Source organism: Phormidesmis priestleyi ULC007, from assembly GCF_003003695.1.
In the GTDB taxonomy this organism is placed as follows: Bacteria; Cyanobacteriota; Cyanobacteriia; order Leptolyngbyales; family Leptolyngbyaceae; genus Phormidesmis_A; species Phormidesmis_A priestleyi_A.
Genome location: NZ_PVWG01000020.1, coordinates 35,332 through 54,766, shown reverse-complemented (window position 1 = coordinate 54,766; position 19,435 = coordinate 35,332). Strand labels below are relative to the sequence as shown.

At 49.8% G+C, this 19,435-nt stretch carries 20 protein-coding genes; 14 read left to right on the top strand and 6 right to left on the bottom strand.

All coding sequences use genetic code 11. From position 1 onward, the window contains the following. Positions 1–43 precede the first annotated feature (43 nt). Together C7B65_RS16560 and C7B65_RS16555 are read right to left on the bottom strand one after the other, a co-directional pair. Complete coding sequence (locus C7B65_RS16560) at positions 44–340, bottom strand: DUF3593 domain-containing protein (protein WP_073073417.1); 297 nt, start codon at positions 338–340, stop codon at positions 44–46. A gap of 85 nt (positions 341–425) precedes the next feature. After that, positions 426–1,481 carry a squalene/phytoene synthase family protein gene (locus C7B65_RS16555; RefSeq protein ID WP_073073415.1) on the bottom strand — a complete coding sequence of 352 codons (1,056 nt, stop codon included), beginning with the start codon at positions 1,479–1,481 and terminating at the stop codon, positions 426–428. Between the two features lie 115 nt (positions 1,482–1,596). Between C7B65_RS16555 and C7B65_RS16550 the strand changes: the two genes are divergently transcribed. Both C7B65_RS16550 and accD read left to right on the top strand, forming a co-directional pair. Continuing rightward, positions 1,597–1,830, top strand: coding sequence for a putative signal transducing protein (locus C7B65_RS16550; RefSeq protein WP_073073413.1), 234 nt, complete (start codon positions 1,597–1,599; stop codon positions 1,828–1,830). 200 nt (positions 1,831–2,030) lie between these two features. Next, on the top strand, positions 2,031–2,954 hold the full coding sequence (gene accD, locus C7B65_RS16545; protein ID WP_073073411.1) for an acetyl-CoA carboxylase, carboxyltransferase subunit beta: 924 nt from the start codon (positions 2,031–2,033) through the stop codon (positions 2,952–2,954). 178 nt (positions 2,955–3,132) lie between these two features. Here accD and C7B65_RS16540 read toward each other — a convergent pair whose 3' ends face one another. Further along, positions 3,133–3,363, bottom strand: a complete 231-nt coding sequence (locus tag C7B65_RS16540; RefSeq protein WP_073073410.1) for a hypothetical protein — start codon at positions 3,361–3,363, stop codon at positions 3,133–3,135. A gap of 12 nt (positions 3,364–3,375) precedes the next feature. Between C7B65_RS16540 and psbV the strand changes: the two genes are divergently transcribed. From psbV to petJ, 4 genes are all read left to right on the top strand, one after another. Further along, positions 3,376–3,867 carry a photosystem II cytochrome c-550 gene (psbV, locus tag C7B65_RS16535; protein WP_073073408.1) on the top strand — a complete coding sequence of 164 codons (492 nt, stop codon included), beginning with the start codon at positions 3,376–3,378 and terminating at the stop codon, positions 3,865–3,867. A 48-nt stretch (positions 3,868–3,915) separates the two neighbouring features. Continuing rightward, positions 3,916–4,416: a photosystem II cytochrome PsbV2 gene (gene psbV2, locus C7B65_RS16530; protein WP_223257415.1), complete on the top strand. Its 501-nt coding sequence runs from the start codon at positions 3,916–3,918 to the stop codon at positions 4,414–4,416. A 107-nt stretch (positions 4,417–4,523) separates the two neighbouring features. After that, a complete protein-coding gene (gene petE, locus C7B65_RS16525) occupies positions 4,524–4,937 on the top strand; it encodes a plastocyanin (protein WP_073073406.1) in 414 nt (137 codons plus the stop codon). 138 nt (positions 4,938–5,075) lie between these two features. Beyond that, the gene (gene petJ / locus C7B65_RS16520) at positions 5,076–5,402 is read left to right on the top strand and encodes a cytochrome c6 PetJ (RefSeq protein ID WP_073073404.1); all 327 of its coding nucleotides are present in this window, start codon (positions 5,076–5,078) and stop codon (positions 5,400–5,402) included. Positions 5,403–5,520: 118 nt separating this feature from the next. Here petJ and C7B65_RS16515 read toward each other — a convergent pair whose 3' ends face one another. Continuing rightward, entirely contained in the window at positions 5,521–6,228 is a 708-nt protein-coding gene (locus C7B65_RS16515) for a DUF1997 domain-containing protein (protein WP_073073402.1), read from the bottom strand. Between the two features lie 429 nt (positions 6,229–6,657). Between C7B65_RS16515 and C7B65_RS16505 the strand changes: the two genes are divergently transcribed. Next, positions 6,658–7,317 (top strand): SDR family oxidoreductase, encoded by a 660-nt coding sequence (locus C7B65_RS16505; protein ID WP_073073397.1) that lies wholly within the window; start codon positions 6,658–6,660, stop codon positions 7,315–7,317. Positions 7,318–7,347: 30 nt separating this feature from the next. On the opposite strand, the gene C7B65_RS16500 is transcribed toward C7B65_RS16505, so the two are convergent. After that, a complete protein-coding gene (locus C7B65_RS16500; protein ID WP_073073395.1) occupies positions 7,348–7,710 on the bottom strand; it encodes a metal-sensing transcriptional repressor in 363 nt (120 codons plus the stop codon). Between the two features lie 181 nt (positions 7,711–7,891). Here C7B65_RS16500 and C7B65_RS16495 point away from each other — a divergent pair, with 181 nt between their 5' ends. The 4 genes from C7B65_RS16495 to C7B65_RS16480 all read left to right on the top strand — a co-directional run bounded on the left by C7B65_RS16495 (position 7,892) and on the right by C7B65_RS16480 (position 14,977). Next, positions 7,892–9,115, top strand: a complete 1,224-nt coding sequence (locus tag C7B65_RS16495) for an HhoA/HhoB/HtrA family serine endopeptidase (RefSeq protein ID WP_244913222.1) — start codon at positions 7,892–7,894, stop codon at positions 9,113–9,115. A gap of 249 nt (positions 9,116–9,364) precedes the next feature. Beyond that, on the top strand, positions 9,365–10,297 hold the full coding sequence (gene argF, locus C7B65_RS16490) for an ornithine carbamoyltransferase (protein WP_073073394.1): 933 nt from the start codon (positions 9,365–9,367) through the stop codon (positions 10,295–10,297). Positions 10,298–10,344: 47 nt separating this feature from the next. Beyond that, the gene (locus C7B65_RS16485) at positions 10,345–12,912 is read left to right on the top strand and encodes a M1 family metallopeptidase (RefSeq protein WP_073073393.1); all 2,568 of its coding nucleotides are present in this window, start codon (positions 10,345–10,347) and stop codon (positions 12,910–12,912) included. Positions 12,913–13,042: 130 nt separating this feature from the next. Next, on the top strand, positions 13,043–14,977 hold the full coding sequence (locus tag C7B65_RS16480) for an iron uptake porin (protein ID WP_083583026.1): 1,935 nt from the start codon (positions 13,043–13,045) through the stop codon (positions 14,975–14,977). On the opposite strand, the gene C7B65_RS16475 is transcribed toward C7B65_RS16480, so the two are convergent. After that, positions 14,974–16,152: an NAD(P)/FAD-dependent oxidoreductase gene (locus C7B65_RS16475; protein WP_073073392.1), complete on the bottom strand. Its 1,179-nt coding sequence runs from the start codon at positions 16,150–16,152 to the stop codon at positions 14,974–14,976. The two genes, C7B65_RS16480 and C7B65_RS16475, sit on opposite strands and share 4 nt — an antisense overlap. A gap of 226 nt (positions 16,153–16,378) precedes the next feature. Between C7B65_RS16475 and C7B65_RS16470 the strand changes: the two genes are divergently transcribed. From C7B65_RS16470 to C7B65_RS16460, 3 genes are all read left to right on the top strand, one after another. Continuing rightward, positions 16,379–17,578 (top strand): BMP family ABC transporter substrate-binding protein, encoded by a 1,200-nt coding sequence (locus C7B65_RS16470; RefSeq protein ID WP_073073391.1) that lies wholly within the window; start codon positions 16,379–16,381, stop codon positions 17,576–17,578. Positions 17,579–17,795: 217 nt separating this feature from the next. Beyond that, complete coding sequence (locus C7B65_RS16465; RefSeq protein ID WP_223257414.1) at positions 17,796–18,737, top strand: M23 family metallopeptidase; 942 nt, start codon at positions 17,796–17,798, stop codon at positions 18,735–18,737. 141 nt (positions 18,738–18,878) lie between these two features. Next, the gene (locus tag C7B65_RS16460; protein ID WP_073073390.1) at positions 18,879–19,361 is read left to right on the top strand and encodes a rhodanese-like domain-containing protein; all 483 of its coding nucleotides are present in this window, start codon (positions 18,879–18,881) and stop codon (positions 19,359–19,361) included. Positions 19,362–19,435: the final 74 nt, after the last annotated feature.

Sequence of the window (19,435 nt, the reverse complement as noted above, 5' to 3'; positions counted from 1 at the left end):
ATTCGGAGGGCGCGATCTCAATCCGTAGAGTTTAGCGATCCAACTATTTTTTCTGCTCGTTCTCAATAATCGCTTGTCGGAACCCTAGCACCACCAGAATATTAGAAAGGGTCAAGAATGATTCTGCACTGCCATGTAACCAGTCTACGTTGGCTAGCTGATCGTGATAGGCAACCTGAGCATAAATGCCTGCGGGAATCGTGACTGCGACAAACACTAGCGTCATATAAAAGCCAATCAGCGCTAGCCGAGGCGTAGCTTTAGACCGGGTGAGAAACCACAGAAATGCCAGGTAGGGAAACAGCGAGAGTCCGAATAAAGTTTCTTTAGGGAGTTGCATGAGAATGAAATCCCGATTTGTAAGTTAAATCCGCCAGTTTTTGTAATTGAAGCGAGTCCTTGATCAATGACACCTCACTAGCTTTCTAACTAACCTGTTGCAGCGATCGGAAGAACCGTAAAAAGGGAACCTTCTTAAATTTAGCTTCAGAAGGCATTTCAAGTTGAGCAATCTGAAATAGTTTATCGGTGCGAGTCAGATAAGACGTTGAGCTAGATTGTCGATTGCGCGGTCGCCGACCATACAACCCCGGTAGCATCAGCACCAAATCTCGCTTGACTTCGTGCCAATAGAGTTCAGGAAACAGCACATAATTATAGTCACAGCGACGAAAGACGCGCTCGATGCGTTGATAGCGATTGAGTGACCAATCTCGCAGCATTTGCCAAGAAGGATGCAAATCGGGTGCCAGAATTAATGGACATGATTTGCGGTATAGCTGCGGCAAATAATCGTGAATCCAAAACTCCATCATCGGGCGATAACCCAAATTTTCACACGCCCGCAATTCTAAAATTTCGGCGCGGCTGACCCCAAACCGATCGAGCAACTCAGTCGGCAAATAACAAATTCCCTGCTCGGCATCTTCTCGCAGGTCGCGCAGAATGTTGTAAAACTGATCGACTACGCCAAACGAGCCGACCGCTTGCCAGTGATGCGGCATCGAAAAGGGCAACACCTGAAAGAATGACCCAGCCAGTTCTTCTAGCATGATTTCAAAATCAGCAATCTGAGCAACCGTCAGATTATCTTGATGATAGGTGGCGATCGCTGCAAGATATCGATCCCATGATTGGATGGATAAACGACTAACGGCATCAGATGGGTCTGTGAACCAGCGATCGTGCATCCGCTCAAATTCCTTTTGGTGAATGCCCGCAGGCTGCACTTGACCCGTTTCCATCACCCATTTCCAGTCGTCATAAAATCGCTGAAATTCTGAGCTACCGGGTTTGAGCAATTCGTCTTCTGCCAGTCGATCTGCCAACCTGATCCAGCCAATTCGTTCAACCCAAGCATCTCTGATCGGTGGCTCAAGTTCCATCACCCAAGCCGCGTTATCTTCATCCTTGAGGGCATCATCGGCGATCGCCTGATAATCAGAGGAACCTACCAGGTGAGAAATGGTCGAAATAGTCATAACGAAACGGCAGATAGATGCGTGGACTGACTTAGAGCGGGTGATGGGTTCATAATTCCCACAATTTATAAAGACTATCGAAGTAAAATCACGGTATGTTTGGAACTTTATCTACGTGTCTTGGATCACGCTAAAGACTGCCTCCACGCGTTGGGAAGCAGAGCTAATGGAACAAGTTTTGCTTGCCCATGAGATTCCTGCGAGAATTTTGGATCTCGGTTCGACCTCCTATTTTGGGATTGGAAGTCCTACCGCTTTACAGGTGCGCCCTCAAGATCAGTGGATGGCGCTGCTGTTGCTCAGCCCGATCGACGAAGAATCTCCTGACTCTGAAAATGAGAAACGTTAACCCCTATAATGAATGCTGGTTTAAATCATAGTTATTGCGGTTTCGAGTCAATTGCCTGAGATCTGTTTTGACAACCAATCATTACCATCAGCGCGGCTGCCAAGCACCATTGTTCGAGCCGATGTGAGAATCTCTTCATTCTTTTTTCTCAGTCTGGTCGATCGCACCCTTCATCCCATATAAAAATATAAATTTTTGCCATGTCACTATTTGATTGGTTTGCAAATCGTCAGAAATCAGGCTCCACCACCCCACAAGGACAGGAACGAGAAATTGCAGACGGGCTGTGGACAAAATGTGAAGCCTGTGGAACATTGACTTACACCAAAGACTTGCGATCGAATCAAATGGTGTGTCTAGAGTGCGATCACCACATTCGCGTCTTCAGCGACGAACGGATTCGTCAAATTATTGATGCTGATACCTGGGTGGCGATCGACGAAAGCTTGCAGCCCGTCGATCCGCTCAACTTTCGCGCCCGCAAAGCTTACATTGACTACATCCGCGACACGCAAGAGAAGACGAAGCTTGCAGATGCCGTTCAAACTGGGCTGGGGCAAATTGAAGGGCACCCGATCGCGCTTGGCGTAATGGACTTCAGATTTATGGGTGGCAGTATGGGATCGGTCGTCGGCGAAAAGCTGACCCGACTGATCGAGCGGGCCACCCAACAGCGTCTTCCAGTGGTAATTGTCTGCGCGTCAGGTGGAGCCAGAATGCAGGAAGGAATGCTCAGTTTGATGCAGATGGCGAAGATCTCTGGGGCGTTGCAGCGACATCAAGAAAATCGTCTCCTCTACATCCCTGTGCTGACTCACCCGACAACAGGCGGAGTCACTGCAAGTTTTGCCATGCTGGGTGACATTATTTTGGCAGAACCTAAGGCAATGATCGCCTTTGCGGGACGGCGCGTGGTCGAACAAACCCTGCGAGAAAAGCTCCCCGACGACTTCCAAACCTCCGAGTATCTGCTGCAACACGGGTTAGTCGATGCGATCGTCTCTCGAACGCAATTGAAGAAGACCCTCGCTCAACTGATTCGCCTACATCAACCGATCGCGCCCACGTCTCCGATCGGGCAGCTACCAAGCATCAAAGCACTCAGCAAGACCGCACCTGACTAAGGATTGTGTAAATTAAGACCAGAATTTGCGTACGGGCATGGCACTGCCGTGCCCATTGCTATTGCAAATAACTGACGTGATTTAATTCACGATCCTAAGTTTCTAGACTGCGATCCCCCGACTCGCCACCAATCTCTGAGATTCGGCAAAGGATTGGGACATCGGCATGATATTGGTATTAAAGAGGGTAATCCTCACTATCAGCAAACATCATCTCTGGGTTTCGCCGATCGAACCATCGCAACTCTAAAAGCTGCGGTGAGCTTTGCAATCTGTTGAAAAATTCCCGATAACCGATGCCTTGTCTGCTGACAGCCACCCCTGCACAGGTAGCCGTCAACGCTTGAGTGCCGAGGTCGCAATTATAGAATCCATGTGTTGTGTTGTGATGCCGATAACTGAGCCACATTTAAGGAGAACTATGCTTAAAAAATACGTTTGGCTTGCTATAGCCACTGTGTTCTTTGCGTTTCAAGTCTTTGTTCAAGATGCCAGTGCCGCAGAGCTAGACAAAGCCATTCGGACGGTGCCCCTCAACGAGGGCGGCGACACCACGGTTTTGAGCCTCAAGCAAGTCAAAGAAGGCAAGCGTCTGTTTCAATATGCATGCGCTCAGTGTCACGCTGGAGGAGTCACCAAAACTGACCCAAACGTTGGTCTTGACCCTGAGTCTCTGTCGTTGGCGACCCCTAACCGCAACAATATCGACTCACTGGTGGACTATATGAAAAACCCCACCAGCTACGACGGCACCATCGAAATTGCTGAGATGCACCCCAGCCTCAAGAGCAAAGATAACTTCCCTGAAATGCGGAATCTGACAAACGATGACTTAGTGGCGATCGCGGGTCACATCTTACTGCAACCCAAAGTGGTGGGCGACAAGTGGGGTGGCGGCAAGATCTACTATTAAACCCTGGTTTCTGCTGACCACTGCTGTTTTCTCATCCAGAGTGATCGAATGCTGAAGATGCTGAATCGATTTTCGTGGATTCGAGGGATCTATCTCTTTGCGCTCGTCTGGCTAGGAATAGCGCTGGTCAGCCCCTCGGCTCATGCCGCAGATGCTTATATCGCTCGTTATCTGCAAGTGACCGAACCCATTTCTTTAGAGCGAGATGATCAAGGGAAAACCCGATCGTTTAGCTTGCAAGAATTGACCGCCGGGAAGAAACTGTTTGAGCAAAACTGCTTAAGCTGTCACGTGGGAGGCGCGACGTTGCCTGACCCCTTGGTGCCGCTGTCGCTCAAAGCTCTGCAAGGCGCAAAGCCTCCGCGTGACACCATCAATGGTCTCGTCGCTTATTTGCGTCACCCAATGACTTATGATGGCAGCGAAGAAACCTTCTCATGCCGGAAAGTCCCTGAAAAGTGGCTCTCTCAGGCTGAAGTAGAAACCCTAGCAGGATTTGTTTTAAGAGCGGCTCAGAAGGCACCCGGTTGGGGCACTGATCAGTTTTAACGACCAACCACTCGGTTAGGAGATCCGCCTTCAGAAAATCCTCTGTCAGGGTAACTACTGGTTTAAAATGTGGATCAATTGGAAAAACTAGAATTCCAGAGAAGAATATGAAACTTGTTGCTTCTGTTACGCGCCGTCTCTCTCTGTTGCTTTGCACCGTTCTATTGGTGGTTGGCAGCTTCTTTCTAACCGCTAGCCCTGCCTCTGCTGAAACCTACACCGTCAAGATGGGAACTAACAAAGGGTTGGTGTTTGACCCCAAAGTGGTCACCGTTAAGCCTGGTGACACCGTTAAATGGGAAGTGGGTAATCTGCCTCCTCACAACGTGGTCTTTGATGTCAGCAAAATTCCGACTCAAGACAAAGCTCTGGCAGATAGCTTGTCACACAAAAAACTAGAAAGCGGTGGCAAGTCATTTGAACTGACCATCCCCGCTGATGCTCCGGCAGGTGACTACTCCTACTTCTGTCTGCCGCATCGTGGCGCTGGCATGGTGGGCAAGGTTGTGGTTGCTGCCTAATTTCTCAGTCCCTTGACGAGATTTGCGGCTCAGGTTCTCCTCATTCAAGCGGTTGATTGGAAATGCCTGGTAAAGCCTTAGAATGGTTCTATATCAGTACATTTGTCTATAATCTGCGTTTGATAGGGGAGAACTGCTTTGCGAAAATTGCTGACTGTGATGCTGGCGATCACAATCTTGACATTCACGTTTAGCCATCCTGCTTTAGCCGCCAAGCCTGATGGTCAACAAATTTTTAATGCCAACTGTTCGGCTTGTCACATTGGTGGCAATAACGTCATTATTGCTAATAAAACTCTGCGAAAAGAAGCACTAGAGAAATATGGAATGAAGTCTCTAGCCGCCATTAAAACTCAGGTGACTCATGGTAAGAATGCGATGCCAGCCTTTGGCGGTCGCCTTCAAGAAGATGAAATTGAAGCAGTCGCCAATTACGTATTAAACCAAGCTGAGAAAGGCTGGTAGCTTACAAAAATTGCTGAATTAAACTCAAAAACCTTCCAGAAAAACTGGAAGGTTTTTTGTGGTCAAAAATTCAGTCGTTGACTCAATAGGCGGGAGCGAATCTGAGCCAAGAACTGGGTTAAAGCCACTTTCTAGAGCGTTTTGGCATTGACAAGCCGCGAGAAGAGTGAAAATCGTCTTGGACGCGATCGGTAAGGCGGCGAGAAACTTGGCGCACAACTTGACGAAGAATCCGATCTCCCGTTCGTTGAATGATGGGATCAGGCAAAGCGTGGATAAATCGCGGAAACTGAATCGTCACCGTTAAATCTAACTGCCACTGAACTTGAGTCATTTTAGCCGAGGCAGACGCGCTCTTAGTCGCGGGATGAACCCCTTCTACGAGTTCCAGCGCTGCCCGGAAATCGACATCATAGCCCGATGTAGAATACCCTGGAACCGGAACCGTCTCGATTCGATAGACTCCATCATCTTGAGGCAAGAGATCCAAGCCAACTTTGGGTTCTACCTCATAGCCAAAAGCCCCAAAACTGCCAATGATCAACGCATAGCTGTTGCATCCGATCGCGTCTACCTGCATAGGATGAGCGCAGCGACGAAACCAGGCAGAATGCTCGTCTAAATAATCAGCAACACTCTGGATGTCAGCATACATATCCATGCTGTCTACAAAGTGGGTGTGAAACTGAGTTGGCTCGATCGCGATCTGAGGTCCATCTGCGGAGGGCGAGTTGAGATCTGGGTGGGGCAGTCGTGGGGAAACGGCTTGAATAAATGGACGATTCGCGATGCGAAGCTCTAAAGGATCGGTCGGTTGGGACTGCATGCACACTTCTCTTGCGTTGGTTGCCTTACATCTATTTCCAGAGTTCCCTGAGGATATTCAATCCTTCACAGCAAATCAGCGGCTCCCCCGAAAGTTTATTGAATCTAAATCTTTTAGTGAAAACATGCAGTTCTCTCGGATGCTCAATTTAGAGAATATCTGGGGTTTTCTCAGTTGCCAAACCCTGAGTTCAGTAATTTCTACAGGACTTTTAAACCCATTACGGTTTGGTCAGTTGAAGAAATAGCAACATTGCGTAATCTATCTTAGAATTCATGGCAAACACAATGGTTGATTCAAATCACAAAGGCAGTTGCCAGTCAGGTTTGAGACGAGCTGGCTAGAGTCCTACCTTTACTAGATGTCAGGATAGCGACAAGTTTGCTAAATATCCAGTAGCAAACATTACTAAATATAGAGAGAATCTTCATGAAAGCATTTGTTGCCGGGGCAACCGGAGAAACAGGACGGCGAATCGTGCAGCAGTTAGTCGATCGCGGCATTCCCGTCCGGGCATTGGTTCGCGATCCTCAAGCGGCACAGGCTATTTTGCCAGCGGGCGTTGAGCTGGTGACAGGTGACCTGATGGATGCAGAAAGTTTGAAGACGGCGATCGCCGACAGCACGGTGCTATTTTCTGCCACGGGTGCCCGTCCCAGTTTTGATCCGACGGGCCCTTATAAAGTGGATTATGAGGGCACAAAGAATCTCGTAGAGGCTGCCAAAGCGACGGGGATCGAGCAATTTGTGATGGTGTCTTCGCTGTGCGCCTCGCAGTTTTTCCACCCGCTTAATCTGTTTTGGCTGATTTTGGTATGGAAGAAGCAGGGGGAAGAATACATTCAGAACAGTGGGTTGACTTATACGATCGTGCGTCCAGGTGGTTTAAAGAATGAAGACAACGCCGATGCGATCGTCATGTCGTCTAAAGACACGCTATCAGAGGGCAGCATTCCTCGCACTAAAGTCGCGCAAGTTTGCGTAGAAGCCGTTTTTCAGCCGAGTGCGCGCAACAAAATCGTGGAAATTGTCGCTAAACCCGATGCAGCAGAGAAGCCATTCGAGGAGCTATTTGCGGCAGTGGCTTAGATATCTAGAAATCAGACCAGCCTTCGATCGTTAAATTAGGAACCGATCGAGGGCTGCTTTCAATTCCTCAATTTCGCTCTCGATATTGCCTTCTTTGGCGGCACGAGCAATACATTGAGTCAAATGCTCGTCTAAAATCATCCGAGCCACTCGATCGAGGGCACCTCTCACGGCGGCAACTTGAACTAGCACATCAGGACACGGGCGATCGCTCTGCACCATCGTTTTGATGCCGCGAATGTGCCCCTCAATGCGAGAGAGGCGATTTACGACTTTGCGCTGTGACTCCTCGGTGTGAACGTGCGGATGAGACGCAGAGCCATAAGCATGAAGATGATCAGGATCAGAGTGAGGATCTAGCTCTTGACTGCGAGGACGATCGGAGGTGGTCATAACAATGCGCCTCTAAACCAGTTTTCTAGGGGTATTCACGATCTTAAACTACAGATCGAGGTTTCCGAGGTTGCCAGCTACTGAACTACACGGATTTACTCAGTAATTGGCAAAATAGATTTAACTGTTGTAGACAGAATTGGCGATCGTGACGGTGCGATCGTTCGTAGTTTCAAACGTTATGAGTCAAGCTATGCAACGTCACCAATCTTCTAGCTTTTTTCGTCGAGTGCAAGGGAGCGTGCTGTCGATTTTTCTGGTTTTAGGGTTGAGCCTCTCCTTTCCGCTCCCGTCTCAAGCCGTCCCGCTTTTGGGAGTCGCAGACTCTATTCAACCTGCCGGAGAAACCGCAGCGCTACCCAAAAAAGCGATTCAGCCAGGGAGCTTTGTCGCCGAGGCAGTCAAACTCGTAGGAGCTGCCGTCGTTCGCATTGACACAGAGCGGACAGTGACTCGTCGAGCGACGGTTGATCCCATCTATGAAGATCCCTTCTTCCAGCGCTTTTTTGGAGACGGAGCAATTCCTCAAGCTCCTAGAGAAGAACGGTTGCGGGGTCAGGGATCGGGATTTTTGATTGATAAGAGTGGGGTGATTTTGACCAACTCTCATGTCATCAACGGAGCAGACAAAGTGACGGTAACTCTTAAAGACGGGCGCACCTTTGAAGGAAAAGTGCGCGGTTTTGACGAAGTGACCGATCTCGCGGTGGTCAAGATTAGCGGCAATGATAATCTGCCTGTGGCTCCTCTGGCTGACTCAGATCAGGTGCAGGTGGGTGACTGGGCGATCGCGGTTGGCAATCCTCTCGGTTTAGACAACACAGTGACTCTGGGCATCGTCAGCACCTTGAAGCGATCGAGCGCCCAAGTCGGCATTCCTGACAAGCGGATTGACTTTATTCAAACCGATGCTGCGATTAATCCTGGCAATTCTGGTGGGCCGTTGTTGAACGATCGGGGTGAAGTGATTGGCATCAACACCGCTATTCGTGCCGACGCGATGGGAATCGGCTTTGCAATTCCGATTAACAAAGCCAAGTCGATTAAAGACCAACTGGCACGAGGCGAAACGATTCCCCATCCCTATTTAGGGGTGCAGATGACGACGCTGACTCCAGAAATCGCCCAACAAAACAACAGCGATCCCAATTCGGCATTTATGGTGCCCGAAGTAAATGGAGTGATTGTGATTCGGGTGTTGCCCAATACGCCTGCGGCAGTGGCAGGGTTGCGTCGGGGCGATGTGATTACTCAAATCGATGGGCAAGCAGTCGCCAAGGCTGAACAGCTACAGGCTGTGGTCGAAAACAGTCACTTAGGACAGACGCTCAAAATTCAATTAAGGCGGGGTGATCAAACCCAGCAACTTGCAGTCAAGACGGCTGAGTTAAAGAACGCAGGTTAGAGGGTTTTGGCTAGAACGATCGCGAGAGGGCACGACATGTCGTGCCCCTACCTCACTCCGCGCTCTTTTTGTACGGGCATGGCACTGCCGTGCCCTCATGCGGATCTGTCACGTTCGCGAATCAAACTGGCATAACGCTTTTAGATTTGGTAGGGTCTTATGATATTCGCCTGTGCGATCGCAGATCGAGCCGCTTCTTGACTGCTCAGGCACAGAAAATTTTGCTTTCAAGTTGTTCCGAGGATCAGCATGGGTGGACTAAAAGGACGGGATTTATTGAGTTTGGCAGACCTCAGCGCAGAGGAAATCACAGCGCTGCTTGACTTAGCGGCTCGGATGAAGGCTGGAAATGTGACCCCGATCGCCACTAACGGTTATATTCCAGTGCTGGGATTGCTGTTTTATAAAGCGTCTACCCGCACTCGCGTCAGCTTTACGGTAGCAATGGCTCAACTGGGTGGGCAGGTGATTGACTTGGCAGTTAGTTCAACCCAAGTGGGTCGGGGTGAACCGATTACCGACACGGCGCGGGTGCTCGATCGCTACGTCGATATTTTGGCGATTCGCACCTTTGAGCAGCAAGACATCGAAACCTTTGCCGAATATGCAAAAATTCCGATCGTCAACGCCCTGACCGATTTAGAGCATCCTTGCCAAATTCTGGCAGATTTACAGACCGTTCAAGAAACTTTTGGCACACTTTCAGGCTTAACGCTGACCTATCTAGGAGATGGCAATAACATTGCTCATTCTTTGCTGTTGGGATGTGCGCTGGTAGGGATGAATATTCGCATTGCCTCGCCGTCAAACTATCAGCCCAACGACGCGATCGTGCAGCAAGCCAAAACGATCGCCGCCGGACAGTCTGAAGTGATTTTGACCCCTGACCCGATCGCGGCTGCCAAAGGTGCCCAGGTGCTCTACACCGATGTGTGGGCAAGCATGGGGCAAGAAGACCTCGCCGATTCTCGAATTCCGATCTTTCAGCCTTATCAGGTGAATGAGCAGTTGATGACTTATGCAGACAAAGACGCGATCGTGCTGCATTGCCTCCCGGCGCATCGAGGTGAAGAGATTACCGATGGCGTAATGGAAGGCGCTCAATCTAAAATCTGGGATCAGGCAGAAAACCGGATGCACGCTCAAAAAGCGCTGATAGCAAGTCTGTTGGGGTTGGTTTAGCTCAAAGTTTTTTCTCAAAAAGTGTTTTCATAAAGCCACGACAAGCCATGCTGCATTCTCATCTTGACGCTGATAACAACGGTCACAAATCGTTTGAATTACCCGGAGCACGACCGCATTACACGCCCGATCGTCCGGGTCAAGTTGAGCATATTTTTCTAGATCTGGTGCTTGACATTCCTAATCAAAGCTATCGAGGTGTATGTCTAACGCGGCTAAACCCGATTCGTGATGGCATCGATCGTCTGACGCTAGATGCAGTTAGCCTTAACATTCAGTCGGTCAAAGTTGCAGAAGTTGAGCAGCCTTTTGAATATGATGGCGAACAGCTACATATTCGCCTCAAGCAACCAACAAAAATAGGAGAAGTGATTGAACTGGCGATCGCTTACCACGTCGAAAAGCCCCAACGAGGACTCTATTTCGTCGCTCCTGATCAGCACTATCCCGATAAACCGACGCAAGTTTGGACTCAAGGCGAAGACGAAGATTCTCGCTTCTGGTTTCCCTGCTTTGACTATCCGGGGCAGCTTGCCACCTCTGAGATTCGGGTGAATGTGCCTAAACAACTGATGGCGATTTCAAACGGTGAACTGATCGGCACCACGACTCAAAACGATAGCAAAACTTATCACTGGTTGCAAAAGCAAGTTCACCCCACTTATTTGATGACGCTGGCAGTTGGAGACTTTGCCGAATTGAAGGACGAGTGGCAAGGTAAGCCTGTCACTTACTACGTTGCAAAAGGGCGCGAAGCGCAGGCCCGTCTCAGCATGGGCAAAACGCCCCAAATGATTGAGTTTTTTAGTCAGAAATACGGCTATTCCTATCCATATCCCAAATATGCCCAGGTCTGCGTCGATGATTTTATCTTCGGCGGCATGGAAAACACCTCAACCACGCTTCTGACCGATCGCTGTTTGCTCGATGAACGAGCCGCGATCGACAACCGCAGCACCGAAACGCTAGTCGCTCACGAGTTGGCTCATCAATGGTTTGGCGACTTGGTAGTGATTAAGCACTGGTCACACGCCTGGGTTAAAGAAGGCATGGCATCTTATGCAGAAGTGCTGTGGGTTGAGCAAGAATACGGCACAGACGACGCAGCCTATTATCTGCTGGGAGAAGCCCGCAGCTATTTAGACGAAGATGCTTCTCGCTATCGTCGCCCTCTCGTGACGCACGTTTATCGAGAAGCGATCGAGCTTTACGATCGGCACATTTACGAAAAAGGAGCCTGTGTTTATCACATGATTCGGGCTGAGTTGGGAGACGATTTGTTCTGGAAGTCGATCGCCACTTTTCTCGCTGACAATGCTCACAAAACCGTCGAAACCGTAGATCTGCTGAGAGCGATCGAGAAAGCTACCGGACGCAATCTCATGTTTCTGTTCGATCAGTATGTTTATCGGGGCGGGCATCCTGATTACAAAGTCGCTTACACATGGGATGGAGACAGCAATCTCGCCAAAGTGACGGTCACGCAAACTCAGGTTAGTGACAGCAATCTCAAAGAATTGTTTGATCTCAAGATTCCGATCGGCTTTGGCTTTGGCGATGCTGTCAAAACCTTCACGGTTCGCATTCACGATCGCGAACAAAGCTTCTACTTTCCGCTCGAACAAAAGCCAGATTTTGTCAGTTTTGACGTGGGAAATCACCATCTCAAAACTGTGGTGCTGGAGTATTCAATGCCAGAACTTAAGGCGCAGCTTCAGCATGATCCCGATCCAATTTCTCGCCTTTATGCCGTGGAAGCGATCGCCAAAAAAGGCGGGTTAGAAGCCATAAAAATCTTGTCTGAAGCGTTGCAGAAAGATAGTTTTTGGGGAGTCCGGGCAGAGCTTAGCCGAAATCTAGCCAGCGTCAAACTCGACCAAGCCGTCGAAGCCGTGCTGTTGGGACTCAAAGACCCAGAAGCGCGAGTCCGTCGAGCCACCGCAGAGTCTTTAGCGCAAGTCAAAACGCCTGAGAGCTACAAAGCGCTCGAATCCGTGATTGAAAAAGGAGATGCCAGCTATTATGTCGAAGCAGCAGCCCTCCGAAGTTTGGGGAAAGTTGCAGCCTCTGGGCTAGGCGACGCTCCTAAAGAAGAAAAAGTTTTGAAACTTCTTAAAAGCGTACTCAACGAGCGGCAAGGCTGGAATGAAGTGGTGAGGTCAGGCGCGATCGTTGCCCTCAGCCACCTCAAAACCTCTGAAGCAGCTTTAGATTTAGTGTTGGAATATACGACGATCGGCGTTCCGCAACCGCTCCGTCTGACGGCAATTCGTTCGCTCGGAGCAATCTCTAGCGGTCAAACTAACGTCAACTTAGAGCGAATTTTAGAGCGATTGCAGGAGTTGTCGAGAGAGACTTTCTTTTTGACTCAGGTGTCAGTTGCCGTCGCGCTAGGGCAAATGGAGACCACTAAAGCGATCGGCATTTTGCAATCACTCGCCGATCAAACCCCTGATGGGCGGGTGCGTCGCATTGCGGAAGAGTCGATTCAGACGGTGCAGAAAAAAGCGGGTTCTGATCAGGCAGTCAAGCAACTGCGTGAGGAATTTGATCAGCTCAAAAAAGACAATCAGGAGCTAAAAAGCCGTTTGGAAAGCTTAGAAGCAAAGGCTTGACCGTTCATCACGTCAGCTTTACAGATCTATGTCTCTTGGAATACAAGTTGTACTGGCTGCTACATAAATAACGCTCTATGTCCGATAAACTCACACTTCAGTATGTCTTTGGATATAGGTGTGAGGTTTGATGGTTAGCAAGTTAACAATCTGCAAGTCCCTGTTGCTGTCTCCGATCGTGTGGACAGTTTTGTATAGTACCCATTCTCAAGTTGCTCGATCAGAATCAGCGACCCTTCAGAAATTGGTAGAGCCAATCGTAGCCCTGCAACCTGCCACTGCTGCACTTTCTCCAACCGTTTCAACGGCGGCAGGCTCCGTGATCACTCAGCCAGCAGGCTCGATCGTCCAGCAAGTCACCAGTCAGGACAGCCGCCTCAGTCTGGATGCAGTGCAAGATGTGGCGGCATTTGATAAACCCGAAGCCGAAGCTGATTCGTCATTAGAACAAGTCACTTCGGTGTCACAATTGACCGACGTTAAACCCACAGACTGGGCGTTTCAAGCCCTGCAATCTCTCGTCGAGCGCTATGGCTGCATCGTGGGCTATCCCGACAAGACCTATCGGGGCAACCGTGCCCTCACTCGCTTTGAGTTTGCGGCAGGGTTGAACGCCTGTCTCGATCGCGTCAACGAGCTAATCGCCGCCGCAACCGCAGATCTCGTCAAAAAAGAAGATCTGGTAACGCTGCAAAAGCTGCAAGAAGAATTCGCGGCTGAATTAGCCACCTTGCGCGGTCGAGTCGATGCCCTCGAAGCACGAACCACCACTCTCGAAAAGCAGCAGTTTTCGACGACCACCAAGCTATTTGGCAACGTTTGGATCAACGTTACAGGCGCAACTGCCGGAAAAGGAGTGCGGTTTGAAGGCCCTGCTGGCAGCGAAGGGGATGCTTTGGGACGGTTCTTTGCAACCCGCGCCCCGATTACTAGGAGACCCACTACGCTGACGGCTCAAGACCCCAACATTACAATGAGCTTTTTGACCTGGCTGACTCTCTCAACTTCTTTTAGTGGAAAAGACCAGTTGGTGACACAGTTAGCGGCTGGAAATGGCGTTTCTCCCTATAACCAATATGCGTCGGCTGGCTTTTATAATGCATCGGGCGTTCCCTTCCTTGACCAAACAGGCGGCACGGTGAACGGTCGCGCTGACTTTGTGATTCACGATCTGTTCTACAGCTTTCCGCTCAACGATGCGGTGAAGGTGACGATCGGCCCTCGCATCAACTGGTATCGTCACTTTGATGCCAACCGCTTTAACTTTGTCTTTAACTCAGGTGCCAGTTTCGACACCGCTAATAGCACTCAGTCTAATTCCATCGATCGTGGGTCAGGGGCAGTGGTTGAGGTCACTCTCAGCAAACAGTTTCGTCTGACTTTAGGCTATCTAGGTGAAAACACAGAATTCTTGCCGTCGGAGTTTGGCTTCAACACATCGAGCAACCCAAAATTTGGTCTATTTGGCGGCACCAACACAGCCTCAGCAGAACTGATCTTCTCGCCTACCAGCAACATTAATCTGCGTCTGCAATATAATCACTCTCGCATTCAAGCCTATGGTGGGCAGGTCGGAGGGGCGATCGGAGAACCAATTCCTTACGGTTATCTGGATGCGGGCCCTGGTTTCTCAAATGGAGTTGTGGGTGGGGGGCTGAGATATGCGATCGCCGATATGTTTGGCGTAAACTTTGACTGGATGCTAACCCCTGGTCTTGGTGTGTTTGGGCGCTATAGTTTTGCAACTGCCAGACTCAACCCGATCGATCAAAAAGTTAGAACTCAATCTTTCCAAGTCGGCGTTGGCTTTCCTGACTTGGGCAAGAAAGGCGCTTTGGGCACTCTCACTTTCTTGATGCCGATGGATATCACTAAGGGGCGCACTTATTTTGCTTCTGGCGGTGGCGATGGTGGCACGCAATATGAGCTAGAAGCCTCTTACTTCTATCCGCTCAATCAACACGTTGCAGTGGTGCCCACGTTCTACGCGATTTTTAACGCCAATAACTTTAACAGCAACCCTACCGTTTTTGTGGGTAGCTTGCGGACTCAGTTTAGTTTCTAGAAAGTGAATCGACCCGGCGACAATTGCTTGATGATTTCGTCGTTCTCTCCAGTCAGACTGGCGGCAAATCGTCGAGCGATCGCGGGCACGATCGCGAGGGGGTTGCTAAATCCTGAAAAGAGGTGAATACCTTCGATTGAGGGAATTGCACCCACGAGCGGGAGACGATCGCGGCTAAAGGCAATGGTGCAATGGTGCCAAGTTCCGGGCAAATTGCCGACTTTAGGTAAAATGGCACTGATTTTAGTTCGTAGATCGGCTTCGCTTTGAGTGGCATCGATCGTCGCTTTGGGATCAGTTAGCGTTCGGCTCGTTTGTCCGATCCGAATTCTGCCGTCTAAAAACTGGACGGCTCCCGCATCCAAAATCGAGGGCACAGGTTCGTGTCCAGGTTCATTCCAAAGGTCTTCGACTTCAGGTTGAGTTGCGTCGGCTTCGAGCTGAAATCGTTCTGCTTCGGCTGGCATTACCAACGTGCTTAACCTCAAATCGGTGGGAGGTGTTTCGATAATTTCGGCATGGGTGAAGTATTGCTTGACCTGAATCCCAGATTCTTGAAGCAGTTGGCGGGTAATTCCTCCCGTGCAAATCGCAATGTTAGCGGCATGTAAGGGGCCGATCGTCGTGGTCACTCCTGTAATCCGACTGGCACCTTCTTTCACAAACCCAGTCACTTGAGCGATTTTGAGTTCTCCCCCGACTCGCTGCATGGCTTGACTATAAGCCTGAGTCGTCAGTTCGACCTCAATGTGGCCATGACGAACGGTTAGCGCTCCTGCGATCGCTGTTGGGTTCAACAATGGTTCTAACTCGCAAGCTTCTCTAACACTTAGCAAACGAGGCGGAATCGCAAAGCTGGCATATTGCTGTACCAGAGCTTGCGGATCGCTGTGTGCGGCAACGGTCAGCAGCAAATCTAGTTCTCGAAACTGGGTGTCTGCTTCTAACTCAGCTGAAAGAATTCGATGCCGCTCAATTCCTTCAGCGCAAAGTTGACGAGTCAGAGCGGTAGTTCCTGACCAATAAGCGATGCCGCCATAGCTGTAGCGGGTGGCTCCTGTTAAGGGATGGTGTTGTTCTAATAACAGGGTTGAAAATCCTTGTTTTGCCAGCTCGTAAGCAAGCGCGGCACCTGTGATCCCGGCCCCGACCACAATCCAGTCATAAGTTGTCATAAGGAGTTTAAGACTTGAAACTACGGATAGTCTAGGGGGTGAATGGGGCGATCGACCGTCTATTGCTGACATTTTTTATATCGAGAGAGCAATTACCTATAAAGCACTATCTCTAATCGTGATCCACGATACAAAATCACCCTAAAGAGGGATGCTTCAATCGTTTTTTGTAATCAGAGACTTTTGAGCCATAAATTGTCCGTTTAAGAACCACTAGGAGGAAACTTTGAGTCATCAACCTTTTTCATCTCTATCTCGTCGTCAAGTGATCCGAGGTTTATTAGCGGCAGGTGCATTTGGCGCAACCTCACGACTTTGGACGGGCTGCACCCCTTCTACACCAACGGCTAGCAGTGGTGAAGCTTCACCAGGTGCCTCTCCTATATCGGCAAAAGAGTTGGTGATGGGCTTCATCTATGTCGGGCCCAAAGACGATTTTGGCTATAACCAAGCCCACTTTCAAGGAAAGGAAGGACTCGCAAAAGTGGCAGGAGTCAAAACGATCGACCAGGCGAGCGTTCCTGAAACCACTGAGGTGCAGGAAGTCATGCGGAACATGATCGAGCAAGACAAAGCAAATGTCTTATTTCCCACCTCGTTTGGTTATTTCGATCCCCATATACTCAAACTAGCGGCTGAATACCCAGAGGTGCAGTTCTTCCACTGCGGCGGCATGTATGTTGAAGGCAAACACCCCAAAAACGTTGGCAGCTATTATGGCTACATCGACGAGATGCAATACATTTCGGGAATTGTTGCCGCCCATACGAGCAAGACAGGCAAACTAGGGTTTGTGGCGGCGAAACCGATTCCGCAAGTTCTGCGAAATATCAACAGCTTCACGCTAGGCGCACGCAGCGTCAAACCCGCGATCACGACGCAAGTGGTTTTTACGGGCGATTGGTCAGTTCCAGTTAAAGAAGCCGAAGCCACTAACAGCATGGTCGATCAAGGCATTGATGTGATCACCTGCCACGTAGACAGCCCCAAAGTCGTGATCGAAACGGCAGAACGGCGCGGCATTTATACGGGTGGCTACCATGCAGATCAGATTTCGCTTGCGCCCAAAGGCTATTTAACTGGGGCTGAATGGGATTGGACAAGCGTTTACACCAACTACGCCAAAATGATTCAAGAGGGCAAAACCTTGATGAATGGCGGAATTCCTCATCTTCTACGAGGAGGTCTAAAAGACGGGTTTGTCAAGCTGTCTGCTTACGGCCCTGCGGTGGGCGACCCTGCTAAAAAAGACGCAGAAGCCGCAAAAGCTAAACTTATGGATAGCTCTTTAACGATCTACAAAGGCGAACTGAAAGACAACACAGGCAAAGTGCTGCTGCCATCTGGAAAGGAATATGCTCAGAAAGCTGGCGAACTAGAGGCAATGAGCTGGCTAGTAGAAGGTGTGGTTGGCAAAACAGCCTGATGAAGATCTTGGATCTTGGATTTATGGAGGTTTCGGTTTTTTGGTGATCAAACGCCTCTAGAATTGTTGAACCGAAATTCACACTTGGCTCTCTAAATGGGCACGGCAGGCAGTGGACACGGCAGTGCCATGTCCCTACGCAAATTCGGGATTTAATTTAATTCACGATTCTAACCGTCCATCCAAAATCCAAAATCGCAAAGGAGTTCCATTCACGATGACCGTTCCTCACACGGGTTTCGGCGCACGATTGCCAAAGCAAAATCGCTTTGTTTCAGCAACCTGGCTAATGGGTGATTTCTGGGTTAAGCGATCGCGGCTCCTCCAATTAGGGCTGGCAGCCTTTGTCGCGATCGCTCTAATCACGCTGGCTTACCCCTCTCTCGCCTTGCAAGCCACGATCGCGCCCGTGGCTCCTCAATTAGGCGATACCCTCTCGATCGTGGTGCAGTCAAACAGCAACCCGACGGTGACCATGGGGGCTAAAACCTATTCGACGTTTGATCAGGGAAATCGTCGGTTTCGGGCGCTTTTGCCAACCACGCCGCTCGATCGTCCTGGCAAACTGCCGATTCGGATCAACGATGGGCAAGACGTGCAAGAACTGACGGTGAATTTAAAGCGACGATCGTTCCCCACTCAACGCATTTGGCTTCCTCCTGGTAAAGGCGACAACGGCACGGATTTAGAGTTCGATCGTGTGGATGCTTTTAAGCAGATTGTCAGCCCTCAAAAACTTTGGCAAGGAAAGCTACTGCGCCCAAACGCGGGCGAGATCACTACGGGCTACGGCGTACGTCGCTACTATAACGGTGAGTTTGCCAAAGATTATTATCATCGAGGGGTTGATTATGCCGGAAACTATGGGTCTGCCATTATCGCCCCGGCGGCTGGACGGGTTGCCTTAGTGGGTCGTGAATCAGAGGGCTTTAAGATTCACGGGAACTGCATTGGCATTGATCACGGGCAGGGAGTATCGAGCATTTTTCTGCATCTCAGCCGCATCAATGTTAAAGAGGGCGATGTCGTCAAGGCAGGGCAAACGATCGGTGCGCTAGGTGGCACGGGGGCGGCAACTGGGCCTCACTTGCATTGGGGCTTATATGTACAAGGGCTGTCGGTTGACCCAACACCCTGGCGATATGCAGGTTTTCAGTGATGGCTTGGTAGGGGCACGGCATGTCGTGCCCCTTTTTTATGCCTAAAGACGATCGCTGCCTCTGACTTGAGAAGGATTAGTTTACCCTCCACTTTTCACTACAGTTTCAGTGGAAATTTACTAAAAAAGTTGAGAATGATTATGGCGATCGACGATCTTATTAAAAACGCTAAAGAGGCGCTGCCTAATGTCACGCCAACCCCTCCTGACTTAAAGACCCAATCTTCGGTGCATGACCTCAAATCTCGCTTAGAGTGGGGCGAACCTGCACTTACAATTTTGGATGTTCGTCCTCGTGAACTGTTTAACGATAGTCACATCATGGGCGCGATGGATTTTCCGCTCAATGAGTTAGTCGCCCTGGCAAAGAATAGTCTGGAGTCTGGACGAGACATTTATATCTACGGCGCAAACGAGCAAGAGACATCACAGGCGGCTGCGCTGCTGCGCGAGGCAGGCTTTCGGGCGGTTGCCGAACTAAAAGGTGGATTGGCTGAGTGGAAGGCGATCGGCGGTTCGACTGAGGGCGCGGTTGATGGAAGTCAAGAGCCAGGAGAACACGCTTATAACGTGGTTTCTCAGGTGAAACACCACAAAGATACTCAAAAGCTCAATTTCAAATAGCTTGAAATCAGCGTCAAATCTTTTATTTGATCGGGCAGTGGGTAATTAGGGTTGTCCACTGCCCGCTTTTTGTT

Excerpts from the sequence above, each read along its gene's own strand:
- C7B65_RS16560 (WP_073073417.1), bottom strand. The coding sequence starts at position 340 with ATGCAACTCCCTAAAGAAACTTTATTCGGACTCTCGCTGTTTCCCTAC.
- C7B65_RS16555 (WP_073073415.1), bottom strand. The coding sequence starts at position 1,481 with ATGACTATTTCGACCATTTCTCACCTGGTAGGTTCCTCTGATTATCAG.
- accD (WP_073073411.1), top strand. The coding sequence starts at position 2,031 with ATGTCACTATTTGATTGGTTTGCAAATCGTCAGAAATCAGGCTCCACC.
- C7B65_RS16540 (WP_073073410.1), bottom strand. The coding sequence starts at position 3,363 with ATGTGGCTCAGTTATCGGCATCACAACACAACACATGGATTCTATAAT.
- psbV (WP_073073408.1), top strand. The coding sequence starts at position 3,376 with ATGCTTAAAAAATACGTTTGGCTTGCTATAGCCACTGTGTTCTTTGCG.
- psbV2 (WP_223257415.1), top strand. The coding sequence starts at position 3,916 with ATGCTGAAGATGCTGAATCGATTTTCGTGGATTCGAGGGATCTATCTC.
- petE (WP_073073406.1), top strand. The coding sequence starts at position 4,524 with ATGAAACTTGTTGCTTCTGTTACGCGCCGTCTCTCTCTGTTGCTTTGC.
- C7B65_RS16515 (WP_073073402.1), bottom strand. The coding sequence starts at position 6,228 with ATGCAGTCCCAACCGACCGATCCTTTAGAGCTTCGCATCGCGAATCGT.
- C7B65_RS16505 (WP_073073397.1), top strand. The coding sequence starts at position 6,658 with ATGAAAGCATTTGTTGCCGGGGCAACCGGAGAAACAGGACGGCGAATC.
- C7B65_RS16500 (WP_073073395.1), bottom strand. The coding sequence starts at position 7,710 with ATGACCACCTCCGATCGTCCTCGCAGTCAAGAGCTAGATCCTCACTCT.
- C7B65_RS16495 (WP_244913222.1), top strand. The coding sequence starts at position 7,892 with ATGAGTCAAGCTATGCAACGTCACCAATCTTCTAGCTTTTTTCGTCGA.
- argF (WP_073073394.1), top strand. The coding sequence starts at position 9,365 with ATGGGTGGACTAAAAGGACGGGATTTATTGAGTTTGGCAGACCTCAGC.
- C7B65_RS16485 (WP_073073393.1), top strand. The coding sequence starts at position 10,345 with ATGCTGCATTCTCATCTTGACGCTGATAACAACGGTCACAAATCGTTT.
- C7B65_RS16480 (WP_083583026.1), top strand. The coding sequence starts at position 13,043 with ATGGTTAGCAAGTTAACAATCTGCAAGTCCCTGTTGCTGTCTCCGATC.
- C7B65_RS16475 (WP_073073392.1), bottom strand. The coding sequence starts at position 16,152 with ATGACAACTTATGACTGGATTGTGGTCGGGGCCGGGATCACAGGTGCC.
- C7B65_RS16465 (WP_223257414.1), top strand. The coding sequence starts at position 17,796 with ATGACCGTTCCTCACACGGGTTTCGGCGCACGATTGCCAAAGCAAAAT.
- C7B65_RS16460 (WP_073073390.1), top strand. The coding sequence starts at position 18,879 with ATGGCGATCGACGATCTTATTAAAAACGCTAAAGAGGCGCTGCCTAAT.